Annotated in this window: 12 protein-coding genes; 9 read left to right on the top strand and 3 right to left on the bottom strand. The window is 43.8% G+C overall.

Going from position 1 to position 12,857, the window contains the following annotated elements; all coding sequences use genetic code 11:
* The first annotated feature begins 6 nt into the window (after window positions 1-6).
* The 3 genes from CHH91_RS16110 (at window position 7) to CHH91_RS16100 (ending at window position 3,880) form a co-directional block, all read left to right on the top strand.
* Window positions 7-1,185 carry an NAD(P)/FAD-dependent oxidoreductase gene (locus tag CHH91_RS16110; protein WP_095224470.1) on the top strand — a complete coding sequence of 393 codons (1,179 nt, stop codon included), beginning with the start codon at window positions 7-9 and terminating at the stop codon, window positions 1,183-1,185.
* Between the two features lie 117 nt (window positions 1,186-1,302).
* Complete coding sequence (locus tag CHH91_RS16105; protein WP_095224469.1) at window positions 1,303-2,337, top strand: ion channel; 1,035 nt, start codon at window positions 1,303-1,305, stop codon at window positions 2,335-2,337.
* A 340-nt stretch (window positions 2,338-2,677) separates the two neighbouring features.
* A complete protein-coding gene (locus tag CHH91_RS16100; RefSeq protein WP_176465823.1) occupies window positions 2,678-3,880 on the top strand; it encodes an MFS transporter in 1,203 nt (400 codons plus the stop codon).
* A gap of 93 nt (window positions 3,881-3,973) precedes the next feature.
* Here the strand turns inward: CHH91_RS16100 and chrA are convergent, their stop codons facing one another.
* On the bottom strand, window positions 3,974-5,155 hold the full coding sequence (gene chrA / locus CHH91_RS16095; RefSeq protein WP_095224467.1) for a chromate efflux transporter: 1,182 nt from the start codon (window positions 5,153-5,155) through the stop codon (window positions 3,974-3,976).
* A 206-nt stretch (window positions 5,156-5,361) separates the two neighbouring features.
* Between chrA and CHH91_RS16090 the strand changes: the two genes are divergently transcribed.
* The 3 genes from CHH91_RS16090 (at window position 5,362) to CHH91_RS16080 (ending at window position 8,339) form a co-directional block, all read left to right on the top strand.
* Complete coding sequence (locus CHH91_RS16090) at window positions 5,362-5,943, top strand: TetR/AcrR family transcriptional regulator (protein ID WP_286160818.1); 582 nt, start codon at window positions 5,362-5,364, stop codon at window positions 5,941-5,943.
* Between the two features lie 28 nt (window positions 5,944-5,971).
* Window positions 5,972-7,426 carry a DHA2 family efflux MFS transporter permease subunit gene (locus CHH91_RS16085; RefSeq protein ID WP_095224466.1) on the top strand — a complete coding sequence of 485 codons (1,455 nt, stop codon included), beginning with the start codon at window positions 5,972-5,974 and terminating at the stop codon, window positions 7,424-7,426.
* Window positions 7,427-7,514: 88 nt separating this feature from the next.
* Window positions 7,515-8,339: a GNAT family N-acetyltransferase gene (locus tag CHH91_RS16080; protein ID WP_095224465.1), complete on the top strand. Its 825-nt coding sequence runs from the start codon at window positions 7,515-7,517 to the stop codon at window positions 8,337-8,339.
* Between the two features lie 27 nt (window positions 8,340-8,366).
* Here CHH91_RS16080 and CHH91_RS16075 read toward each other — a convergent pair whose 3' ends face one another.
* Window positions 8,367-9,650: an aspartate aminotransferase type Ic gene (locus tag CHH91_RS16075; protein ID WP_095224464.1), complete on the bottom strand. Its 1,284-nt coding sequence runs from the start codon at window positions 9,648-9,650 to the stop codon at window positions 8,367-8,369.
* A 117-nt stretch (window positions 9,651-9,767) separates the two neighbouring features.
* On the opposite strand from CHH91_RS16075, the gene CHH91_RS16070 reads away from it, so the two are divergent.
* Both CHH91_RS16070 and psiE read left to right on the top strand, forming a co-directional pair.
* Window positions 9,768-10,895, top strand: a complete 1,128-nt coding sequence (locus CHH91_RS16070; RefSeq protein ID WP_095224463.1) for an alpha-hydroxy acid oxidase — start codon at window positions 9,768-9,770, stop codon at window positions 10,893-10,895.
* 27 nt (window positions 10,896-10,922) lie between these two features.
* Window positions 10,923-11,360 (top strand): phosphate-starvation-inducible protein PsiE, encoded by a 438-nt coding sequence (psiE, locus tag CHH91_RS16065; protein ID WP_095224462.1) that lies wholly within the window; start codon window positions 10,923-10,925, stop codon window positions 11,358-11,360.
* Between the two features lie 19 nt (window positions 11,361-11,379).
* Here psiE and CHH91_RS16060 read toward each other — a convergent pair whose 3' ends face one another.
* Window positions 11,380-11,928, bottom strand: a complete 549-nt coding sequence (locus CHH91_RS16060) for a hypothetical protein (protein ID WP_095224461.1) — start codon at window positions 11,926-11,928, stop codon at window positions 11,380-11,382.
* A gap of 113 nt (window positions 11,929-12,041) precedes the next feature.
* Here CHH91_RS16060 and CHH91_RS16055 point away from each other — a divergent pair, with 113 nt between their 5' ends.
* Window positions 12,042-12,641 (top strand): TetR/AcrR family transcriptional regulator, encoded by a 600-nt coding sequence (locus CHH91_RS16055; RefSeq protein WP_095224460.1) that lies wholly within the window; start codon window positions 12,042-12,044, stop codon window positions 12,639-12,641.
* Window positions 12,642-12,857 lie beyond the last annotated feature (216 nt).

Raw genomic sequence — 12,857 nt, 5'->3', positions numbered from 1 at the left:
TTAAGTATGGCAAAGAATATCGTTATTTTAGGCGCCGGTTACGGCGGAGTCTTAGCCGCTCAAACCGTACGTAAGTATTACAGCAAAGCGCAAGCAAATGTAACGCTTATCAATAAAACACCTACACACCAAATCATCACTGAGCTTCACCGTCTTGCAGCGGGCAGCATCTCCGAGCAAGCAGTGGCAATGCCAGTTGAGAAGCTTTTGAAAGGTTTGGATGTAGACTTCAAAGTAGCAACAGTGGAAAGCTTCAATGTCGACAAGAAGGAAGTAGTTCTTGCTGGCGGAAATACACTTTCTTACGATGCTTTGGTAGTAGGTCTTGGAAGTAAGACTGCTTACTTCGGTATCCCTGGATTGGAAGAAAACAGCCTTGTTTTGAAATCAGCAGATGATGCAAACAAAGTGTATAACCAAATCCAAGATAAAATTAAAGCATATGCAGCATCTAAAAATCCTGCAGACGCGACTATCCTTATCGGTGGCGGCGGTCTGACTGGTGTTGAGCTAGTCGGCGAAATCGCGGACAAGCTAGCTTCTTTCTGCTTGCCTCACGGTGTGGATCCTAAAGAAATCAAGCTTCAGCTTGTTGAAGCCGGTCCGAAGATCCTTCCAATGCTTCCACAGCATCTAATCGATCGTGCGCAGTCCAGCTTGGAAAAACGCGGCGTAGAATTCTTGCTTGGCTTGCCTGTAACGAACGTAGTAGGCAATGTCGTGGAATTGAAAGATGGTCAGAAAATCGAAACAAATACATTTGTATGGACAGGCGGCGTACAAGCGCTTCCAATGGTAGCTGAATCTGGATTGGAAACAGATCGCGGCCGTGCGACTGTGAACAACTTCCTTCAGTCTAAGAGCCACCAAGATGTATTCGTTGTCGGTGACAGTGCTGTATACTTCGGTGAAGACGGTCGCCCTTGGCCTCCAACAGCACAGATCGCTTGGCAAATGGGCGAGCTAGTAGGATATAACCTATTTGCTTACCTTGAAGGCAAAACAATGGAAAACTTCAGCCCGATCAACTCCGGTACACTTGCGAGCCTTGGCCGCAGGGACGCTGTAGCATTCATCGGTGCGAACCAAACACCATTGAAGGGTCTTCCTGCTACAATGATGAAAGAAGCAAGTAACATCCGCTACTTGACTCACGTAAAAGGACTATTCAGCCTAGCTTACTAAACATAAACATATCGAAAGCACCTCCATCGGAGGTGCTTTTTTGTATGTTGCGAAATGTAAGATATCGGTCATTTTTCTTATTTTTCCAGTTATAATGGAAGTCTAGGAGGAGAGACTATGCTAATTTTCATTCGTTTATGGAAGAGCATCACTGGGTTCAATTTTCTGGCAATAGCTTTGGCGTCTGTCCTTGTCGTGCTGATAGGAACCGTCGGTATTCATGTAATCGAAAAAGATAATTTCCCATCTTTGTTCGATGGATTCTGGTGGACGATGACAACTGTAACCACAGTCGGATATGGAGATTTTTATCCAGAGACGGTACCCGGAAGACTGCTTGGAATCTTTTTGTTCTTATTCGGAATCGGCGTAATTGGTGTATTGATCGGAAAGATTGTAGACGGTGCCTCAGCTTATAATCGCATGCAAAGGGAGGGGAAATTGATGATCAAAAGGAAAGGGCATTATATTTATATCGGTTGGTCAAAAAAGGTGAAGAGATCAATTGAGGAAGTGCTGGCAAGTGAAGAAAATGCCTTTATTGTTGTTGTTGATGATAGGAAAGAGCATCCATTCGATCATGAACAAGTTGCTTTTGTACAGGGAGATCCATCTGATGAAACGACTTTGATACAAGCAAATCTCCTGGAAGCTGCACGCGTTGCTGTGTTCTCAGATCCCGAACTGGAATCTACACTATTAGCAGATGCTAAAACACTTCTGATAGCTTCAGCGGTCGAAGGGCTTTCCAAAAAAGAAAATACGAATATACATACTGTTGTAGAAATCAATAATGAAACACATATTCCTAAGTTTGAGCATATATCCATTGACGATTTTATTCTATCCAATGACTCCGTTTCCCTTTTGATGGCCAAGGCTGTGATGGCGCCGGGAACATCAAATCTCTTCCGTCAGCTATTGAGCAAACAGTACGGGACGAATATTTTTGAGATACACCCTGCCTCTGTTTGGAAAACATATCAAGATGCGCAGGAAGCGCTGACGAGAGAAGGGATGGTCCTGCTATGTATCAATCAGGATATGAACTACCTAAATAAAAGAGAAACCTCCCTTCAATCTGAAGACAGGCTGTATATCCTGGCGAGCGATGAAACTTATGAAAAGTTCTCACAACGTGTTGTACAGTAGCTCGTTACATGATATTATAGAAAAAATTTACAAGTGATGATGCGGAATAGTACTGCATGACGCTCCTTTTACAGAGAATCCCTGTAATGCTGAAAAGGGTGAAGGAGTTCAGCTGGAACAAACCGTGGAGCTGTCTGCCGGATGAAGATGATGGCAGTCCGGGAAGTGCCCGTTAACGCACAAGGGTCTACGCAGCAATGCGTGTACTTTCTGAGCCTGGCTGGGTGACCTGCCGGGGAAACTAGGGTGGCACCGCGACGGTATCTCGCCCCTAAGATGACAATCTTGGGGGTGGGATTTTTTTATTGGCTTCACTTCAAACAGAGAGAGGGAAATGAAGATGAAGAACTACCGTTTACGCGCTATCGCAATGCTTACAGCAATTACATGTGCATCCTGCGGTGATTGGCTTTATTTGATTGCTTTGAATTTAATGGTATACGAGCAAGCAGATCAGGCTGCAGCAGCTGTTGCAATCCTCTATATGATCAAGCCAGCAGCTGGATTGCTGATGAACAGCTGGGCGGGCAGTATCATAGATCGGCTGGATAATCGGAAGCTGATGATTCTGTTGTACGCTATAAGGATTTTCGGTATAGCCGGGATGATCATCGCCACTTCCCTATGGCAAATTTATGTGCTTGTTTTCTTCGTAGCAGCTGCAGGGACCATCTTTGAACCTGCAAGTTTGCCGTATATCACTGGGTTAATCCATAAGCGGCACTGGCAGAAATTCAATTCCTATCGTGCTATTGCAGATGGCAGCGGCTTTGTATTAGGTCCGGCAGCTGCAGGGATTTTAGTTGGCGCAGGATCAGTTGAGGCTGCATTAGGCACTAATATAATATTGTTACTGGCAGCAGTTAGTATATGCATAGCTTTGCCATCTGTAAAAGTTGTCTTGGAAGAAGGTTCGGAGGCAAAATGGCTGAAAATCTGGAGAGAAGACTGGCGTCTTGTTACAGCTTTCAGTAAAAAGTTTGTCATGCTGACTCTTCTGCTTCTGGTGTTCAGCTGCATCACTGTCATGACTGCAGCTGTTGATTCTATGGAAGTTGCTTTTTCTGCAGAAGCGATCGGATTATCAGAATCTGCTTATGGACTGCTTGTAAGTATTGCTGGAATCGGTTTTATTTCGGGTTCTGTATTGTTGACTATCGTAAGTCGCCATTTCTGTTCCATTCAGCTGCTCACTTATGGAGCGGCGGGAGGAGCATTGGGGTATGTGCTGTTTGCTTTTTCTCAAAGCTTTCTCCCAGCAAGTGTGGGTGTATTCCTTCTATCCGGTGCACTGGCTTTTGCGAATGCTGGATATGTCACTTATATGCAAGAACATATTCCAGTCGAGCAAATGGGCCGTATGATGAGTATGTATCAAACGGTAGAAGCCATTCTGATTATCGGGATGACATCAATTTTGGCTGGTATCAACCGGCTTACAGGTGTAGCTGCCGCGGTACAAATAGGCTGCCTGATCATGTTGTCACTGACAGTACTATTATTCATAATCAGCAAAAGAGCATTAGTGAGTGGAAAAGCCTGATATCCTTCCGGATACCAGGCTTTTTCATTATGGCAGCTAGTCTGCACTGACAGCCAGCAATAAAACTGATTGTTTTTGAAGTATCTGATAATACTATAGAATCAACCCGCACCCAGCGCCTAACAGGACAATAACCCAAGCCGGAACTTTCCAGAAAGTCAGCAGGCTGTAGAAGGTGGCAGCAAGTGCAATATCAGCAGCGTTGTGGATAGTAGTTGACCATATCGGGATGAAAAACGCGCTGATCAATATCCCTACAACTGCAGCGTTTACTCCAGTGAAGGCCTTGCGGAAGCTGCTGTTTTTCTGGAGACTTGTCCAGAATGGCAGAGCTCCGATTAATAGCAGGAATGCTGGCAGGAAAATAGCTGCGGTAGCTAGCAGTCCGCCTTGCCAGCCATAAAGCACAGTCCCAAGATAAGCCGCAAATGTAAAGAGAGGTCCGGGGACTGCTTGAGCAGCTCCATACCCTGCCAAAAAGTCTTGCTGGCTGATCCAGCCAGTTGGAACGAATTCCCGCTCTAAAAGCGGAAGGACTACATGACCGCCTCCGAATACGAGGGAACCTGCACGATAGAAGCTGTCAGCCATAGCAAGAAGTGGAGCATCTGTTAAAGCGCGCAACACTGGCAGACCAGCTAATAAAAGGAAAAACAAACCAAGGCAGATTGCTCCAGTTTTCTTGCTGATATAAAAGTTTATCTGACTGGATGCCTTATCGTTTTGATTCGGATGAAGCAGGAAGTACCCAGTACCAGCTGCAAGCAATAATGCCAGCAGCTGCGAAAATTGATGAGGCCATAAGAGGGTTAGAACAAGTGCCCCTAAGGCAATTCCCTTTGTCATTCGATTTGCTGTGAGTTTTTGGCTCATTCCAAGTATGGCATGAGCAACGACAGCAACAGCGACGAGCTTCAAGCCCTGAATCCAGCCTGCGTCTGAAAGATTCGTTTGTCCAATAAATAGGGCAAATAAGATAAGTATCAGGACGGAAGGCAGGGTAAAACCGATAAATGAGATGATTCCGCCAATCATGCCGCCTCTTATTATGCCAATACCAATGCCGACTTGACTGCTGGCTGGGCCCGGGAGGAATTGGCTAAGAGCAACTAGATTCGCATAAGCCTGTTCATCTAGCCACCTTTTATTACGTACATAAGTCTCTTGAAAGTAACCAAGATGGGCAATCGGACCACCGAATGATGTGCAGCCTAGGCGAAGGGAAACAATAAAAATTTCAAGAAGAGCTGATATTTTTTTTTTGTCATTCGTCATATTAAAATCTCCTTTCCATATATTAATCGTTGGAACAGGGGGAAACGTGCTATTAAAATTCATTTGTACTATAACATTTCTTTACCTTTTACACACAAGCATTTACATTAACTTTACAAACTAAATTGCAGATCACATTCTTGACAGGTTAAACGAAAAAAATTATTATTATCTAGACCAATCGTTATAATTTAAGGAGTGTAAGGTTGTATGGGACAGTGAAAAAGAAGGAAAGCACAAAAGAACTCATCTTACGTACCGCTTCAGAGCTGTTCCAGCGACAAGGCTATCATGGCACAGGCTTGAATCAGATTATAGAGGAAAGCGGTGCTCCTAAAGGTTCGCTGTACTATCATTTCCCGAATGGGAAGGAAGAGATTGCAGTAGAAGCAATTACGCTCATGAAGAAGCATGTATTAGAAGGAGCAGCACAGGATTTAAACGAGAAGGACACTGCATCAGAGGCTTTTCAATATCACATCCGTAAAATTGCCCAAGATTTTGAAAAAAAACATCAAATGGAAGGTGTTCAAATCGGACTGATTGCGTCAGAAACTGCGTCAACTCATGAAGTGCTGCGAAACAGCTGCCAGCATGCCTATGCGGACTGGCAGGCATTATACGCAAATCGATTGATTGCTTTTGGCTATGAAAAGGAAATGGCGAAGGATCTGGCCGTTACGATAAATGCCTTGATAGAAGGTGCAGTGACCCTGGCTCTGACAAGTGCATCGGGAAGCCCGTTGTATAGTGTGGCAAGACAGCTTCCGTCATTACTTAAACAATAATTCCATATTGGAGGAGAAAGCTTTGCAAATGGATAGTAATAATACAGCTACAACAGCTGTGAACAACAGTAATATCAAAGCTATGCCAATCATCATCTCATTTTTGATTGCTGGTTTTGTTGGTCTTTTCAGTGAGACAGCGCTGAATATTGCGCTGCAGAATATCATTAATGGATTCGGTATTTCAGCCTCCTCAGCTCAATGGCTGACTACAGGTTACCTTTTGACACTTGGTGTGCTTGTGCCGGTATCCGGTTTAATCATGCAGTGGTTCACGACACGTCAGCTATTTTTGACATCTTTGGTGTTCTCAATCATCGGTACTATCATAGCTGCTGTTGCACCGTCATTCAGTGTGCTGTTAATAGCGCGTGTTGTGCAGGCGATAGGTACTGCTCTATTGCTTCCGTTAATGTTCAATACCATTCTTAACATCATCCCGCCGCATCGACGCGGTAAAGCGATGGGATTAATCGGTCTAGTTATTATGTTCGCACCTGCAGTAGGTCCGACGGTCTCAGGTCTGATCATCGATAAACTTACTTGGCATTGGATTTTCTGGTTCTCCTTGCCATTACTAGTAGTGGCACTTGTATTCGGTTCATTCTTCATGCAAAATGTTACACAATTGACAAAGCCTAAAATCGATATTCTATCTATCGTCTTATCGACTATCGGTTTTGGTGGTGTGGTTTACGGATTCAGCCATGCTGGTGAAGGCGGCGGTTGGGGCGATCCAATCGTTATCGTTACCATTGCAGTCGGCGTTTTGAGCCTTATTTTATTCTCTGTTCGTCAGGTTAAGATGGAACAGCCGATGATGAACTTGAACGCGTTCAAGTACCCGATGTTCGTATTAGGATTGGTGCTGATCTTAGTAAGCATGATGGTTATGCTTTCCTCTATGATCTTGCTGCCATTGTACCTGCAAACATCCTTAGCGCTTACTCCGCTTGTTGCCGGTCTTACAATGCTTCCTGGCGGTGTTATCAATGGTTTGCTTTCTCCTGTCATGGGAGGACTATTTGATAAATTCGGACCAAGATTCCTTGTTACTCCTGGTCTTATCATTGTCACTTTGGTTATGTTCGGGTTCTCTACCATTTCCCTGGACACGTCCACTGGCTTCATCATTGGATTGCATATCGCTTTGATGATTGGTATCTCCATGATTATGATGCCGGCACAGACAAATGGCTTGAACCAGCTGCCTCCTAGTCTGTACCCAGATGGAACAGCTATCATGAACACATTACAGCAGGTTGCTGGTGCAATTGGTACTGCTGTAGCAATCTCTATTATGACTGCTGGACAGAAGAGCTTCATGGAAGATGCGGCCAATCCGCAAGATCCAGCTACAATGATTCAAGCATTCACAGAAGGTGTCCAAGGTTCGTTTATCTTTGGTATCATTGTTGCTATTATTGGTGTGGTCATCAGTTTCTTCATCCGGCGAGTGAAAGTGGATCATCAAGCAAATTAATTAAAATCCTGCCGTATAATCGGCAGGATTTTTTTGTGTGGAAAATTAAGGTATGATAAGTGAGTAAACAGAGATTGGGGGGATATGTTTGCTTACAATAGAACAATTAAAAGAAATAAAAAAACTTCAGCAAGCTGTGGAGCAATATGACAGTATAGATCTGAAGCTGAATTGGGATATGCTCGAGAATAGAAGTGATGAGGATCAGACTGATTTTTTGTCATATGATTCGGGCCGGCTTGTCGGTTTTCTTGGCTTATATAGTTTCGGGAGCAAAATAGAAGTATGCGGTATGGTGCATCCAGATTACCGAAGGAAAGGCATCTTTAGCAGACTATTTCATAACAGCCAGCCTGCCCTGGAAAAAGCTCGGAAAATCTTATTAAACGTTCCGGCGGATAGTCAATCAGGAAAACAATGGTTGGACTCAATAGCTTGTACATATGAAGAATCAGAGTACATGATGAGATGGGATGGAAACTTACTTTGGGAATTGGATGAATCCATTCGTTTGCGACCTTCACGTAAAGAAGATATCGAAATGAAGATGAAATTGGATATCGTCTGTTTTGAGTTTAAGCCGGATGAAGCGAAGGTTTACAATGATAGATTGGAGAGGGATGGATTTCAACAGGAGTTTTTCATGATTGAGGCAGAAGATAAGATAGTCGGGAAGATTCGTATTCATCGTGAGAAAGAACGAAGTGAGATATATGGTTTTGCAATCCTTCCCGAATTCCAAGGAAAGGGATATGGGAGAAGGGCTTTGCAGAAAGCTGTGCGGATGGAGGCACAGCGGGGACAAACGGTTTATCTGGATGTCCAGCCAGAGAATGAAAAGGCGCTGTCTTTATATACGTCGACCGGATTCAAGAAAGAAAGCCAGCAGGATTATTATCTTTATTCCATATAAATAGGCCGCCTTAAAGGCGGCCTTACTTTATTTCTGTAATAAACGATTGATGCTTACCATCTCGACGCACAAGCATAGTACCTCGATGGCTTTTTTCAGTTCTTCAGTTGGCGGAAGTGTTGGTGCGATACGGATGTTCCTGTCATATGGATCCTTACCGTAAGGGTAGGTTGCACCAGCGCCAGTCAAGGTTACACCAGCTTTTTTGGCAAGCTCCACGACATCCTTCGCGCAGCCTTCCATCGTGTTCAAGCTGATGAAGTAGCCGCCGTTCGGATTCGTCCAATCGGCGATTCCTTTACCACCCAATTTCTCCTCCAGGATTGTCAGGACGGTCTTGAATTTTGGCGCAATGATTGCGGCGTGCTTTTTCATATGGACAGCAAGGGTGTCTTTATCTTTTAAAAATGCTACGTGACGCATTTGATTCAGCTTATCCGACCCAATGGATTGAACGGATAGATGCTTTTTATAGAAAGTAATATTCTTTTCGCTGGAAGCCAGAGCAGCAACACCAGAGCCAGGGAAAGTTACTTTAGAAGTAGAAGTGAATTCCATGACACGATCCGGATTCCCCGCAACCGCAACTGCCGTCATGATATTTTTAAGTTCATCTGGTTCTTCTGTAAGATGATGGACGATATAAGCATTGTCCCAGAAAATCCGGAAATCATCTGCAGCTGTTTTCATTCCAGCAAGACGATCAACAACAGCATCGGTGTATGTAAAACCATCCGGATTGCTGTATTTAGGTACACACCAGATTCCTTTGATTTGTGGATCAGCTGCGACGAGCTTTTCTACTTCATCCATGTCAGGACCTTCTGGAGTCATCGCAACAGGGATCATCTCGATTCCCAATGCTTCGCAAATTGTGAAATGACGGTCATAGCCAGGGCTAGGGCAGAGGAATTTCACGTTATCCTGCTTGATCCATGGTGTCGCGTCTTCTGATACACCATGCAGCAAAAATTGAACGATGGAATCATGCATCAATGTCAGACTGCTGTTTCCTCCAACGATTACTTGCTTCGGTTCAACATCTAGGATGGAAGCAAAAAATGCCTTTGCTTCTGGAATACCGTCCAATACACCGTAATTCCGTGCATCTGTTCCATTTTCCGTTTTAACAGTGCTGCTAGACGTAATGATATCGAGCATCGGCTGGGAGAGATCAAGCTGCTCAGTGCATGGTTTCCCGCGCGACATATCCAGCTGCAGCTGCTGACTGGCGATTGCCTCATATGCATCCTGCAGCGTATTGTATTTCTGTTGTAACGCTTCATTCGAAAGATCTTGATAATTAGCCATGGTTGCCGCCTCCGTTGCTTATTTTTCAATGATTATCTTAACACGAAAAGAGTGGAATTCCTAACGTGTTCGAATTATTCTATTAATATTACAAAGAAAGGAATGGGGGTTAAGTCAATGAGAAATGTTTTTACGAGAATTGGAGAAAAGATAAGTGATTATCCGTTATTTGCAGCGGAGTGGGAAGAGCGGGCTCGGGAAATTCTGCCGGCCGGTCCTTTTGGATTTTTGCAAAGCGGGGCCGGAGATGAAGAGACGCTCGGGCAGAATAGAGAAGCATTCAGCGAGTACGACATCCTGCCGCGAGTACTGCGGGATGTCTCCAATGTAGATACTTCCGTCCAGCTGTTCGGGCAGGCGCAAAGTATGCCTGTGATGCTGGCGCCGGTAGGTTTCCAAGGGATCTTCCATCCGGAGAAGGAGCTTGGCAGTGTGAAAGCTGCAGCAGCTGCCGGTATTCCGTTTGTTGCAAGTACGGTTACATCGGCTTCCTTGGAAGAGATTGCAGCAGCAGCACCGAAAGCAGTGAAATGGTTCCAATTGTATTGGTCTAGGAATCGTGCTTTAACTGCCAGTATGGCAAAACGGGCTGAAATAGCGGGCTATAAGGCAATTGTAGTGACGGTCGATACAGGTCTGCTTGGGTGGCGAAAACGAGATTACCGGAATGGCTATTCGCCGTTGAAGCTGTTAAAAGGAACAGCAAATTACATAAATGATCCTGTTTTTCAGGAATTGGTGCCACAGCTTACAGAGGAACATATAAGAGAGGCTATACTGGAGAATATCCATCACCCGAATCTTACATGGGATGATTTACTATTCTTGCGGGAACAGACAAACTTGCCGATTGTGGTGAAAGGCATCTTGCACCCAGCAGATGCCAAGCAGGCAATTGAATTAGGAATGGATGCTATCGTTGTGTCCAACCATGGGGGAAGGCAGCTTGATAGTGCCATTGCTTCTTTACGGGCACTGCCTGCAATCGCGGAAATAGTAAATGGAGCAGTGCCGATATTGATGGATGGCGGTGTGCGGAGCGGATCAGATGTATTTAAGGCAATTGCCTTGGGAGCGGATAGCGTCCTGATCGGCCGCCCTTATGTATACGGACTCGCTGCAGGTGGACAAGCTGGGGTGAGCCGTGTAATCGAGGATATGCGTACGGAGCTTCAATTGACCTATGCTCTGTCAGGTATATCATGCACGAAGGAAATTGATGCAGCTTATCTAGTAAAAAGATAGAGAAATAGGAATTTTAGAGGTGAAGTTATGCGGATAGAAACACATACAAAGAAAAAACGGACGAAGGCAACGATTGCAACCGTCCTGCAGTACGTTTTGAATGTAGCCTTGATTCTTTTGGCTATCGCCATTTCCATATTGCTAGTGAAGGAATTGATTGATATTATCACCAATTCCTTATTCAATGAAGGCAATACTTCCCGACTGGAATTCTTAAATAAGATTCTCGTGTTTTTCCTGTATTTTGAGTTTATTGCCATGATCGTAAAGTATTTTCAAGAGGATTATCATTTCCCGATCCGGTATTTCCTTTATATCGGTATCACAGCATTGATTCGTTTGATCGTCGTCTACCATGACAGTGCGCTTAATACATTGTTTTTCTGTGGTGCGATTCTTTTGCTTGTTATTTGTTATTTCATCATGAATAGAGCGAATGAAAGATCAAAGAAAGAAGACTTCTAAAAGAGAGGAGCATGCTGCTTCATGAGCTGGCATGCTTCTCTTTTTTCGGAAACAGGGTATAGCTGAAGCTGATGAGAAAATCAATACCAAGAATAATCGACCAGATCCTGAGGACGCCGCCGAGTGCCTCTGTTCGCTCCGCGTCGTTGATCCAATAAATCACAGCAAGCAGGAGACCAGCGCCGATGATATATGCAAGCAAGTGCTGCAGCCAACCCTTCACTTCTTTCTTAGCATGTTCTTTGCCGTAAAGTTTTTTCGGTTTCTCACCTTGTTTTGTAATGTAATAGGCAAAGCGCTGATCGGCCCAGCGTATCATCGATTTTCCATATGCCAGGCTGACGCCGATATAGATGGCAGCAATGGCATGGGCAACAGTAGCTGTTGCACCGCGTGCAAGATCAAAGCCGGTAGCTAGTAACAATATCAAGTCAATCAGAGGGGTCGCACCGAGCAGGATCATACCGAATTTTGGAAGCTTGAACACATAGCGGGCAATTAGTCCAGCAGCAATAAAAACCCAAAAACCGACTTCACACAGAATGATTAAAACAATAATACTGTTCATTTTCCATCTCCTTTTTATAATACAGTTGTATTATTATGCTAACACGGGAATCTTTGTGATACAAGTGTATTAAATAAATTGATTTCATATATGTTTTTTGCTAAAGTTAAGCTATGCCAAAAAAAATAGATCATGAAGCAAGAAAGCAAGATATAGCCAAAGCAACTTGGAAGGTCATCATGGATGGCGGGATGGAGGCAGCCTCTGTCCGGAACATTGCCAAAGAAGCCAATCTGTCACTAGGTGCTTTGCGTCATTATTTCACGACACAGGAAGAACTGCTTCATTATGCGATGGAGCTTGTGAAATCCCGTTGTGAAGCTCGGATCATGCAAGTGATTCAACAAGTATTGCAGCCAAAACAGCTTGTGACAAAGGTATTGTTGGAGCTTATCCCAATTGATAAGGAAACAATGGCGGAAATGCAAGTATGGTTTATGTTCACGCTGCATTTCAAATACAAGCAAGGAGATGCTTTTCGTCAGACAGATGGTATCCGGGAAACTGTGCTGCGTGTGTTGGTATTCCTTTCAGAAAGTGGATATATGAAAGAGGGGAGAGATCTGCAAAAGGAAACGGAAAAGTTATATGCGTTAATTGATGGATTGGCTTTCCACCGTTTTATTGATCCTGAGCATTTTTCTGGTGAATATGCCGCAGAACTCCTAACTGAATATGTAGATGATTTGTGCCGGGAAGAGAAAGGGGAGTAATTGATACTCCTCTTTTTTTAGTTAAAAAAAGGTGCGGATTTAGCTAAAATTTATAGATTGGTTTTTGCGGTAGGAGAGAATTGGATAACAAAAATGACATACTAATCTTATATGTTATATACTTAAAAACCTTGATATCATGGAAAAAATTTAATTATATTTTTTGAGCAAAATGATTCCATTATAAAAATGTTAGTAGTAGAATGAGTGTCAGAA

This window comes from Virgibacillus sp. 7505, from assembly GCF_002272135.1.
In the GTDB taxonomy this organism is placed as follows: Bacteria; Bacillota; Bacilli; order Bacillales; family Amphibacillaceae; genus Terribacillus.
Note: the sequence above shows the minus strand (reverse complement) of the source record. Positions and strands in the feature narration are given on the sequence as shown.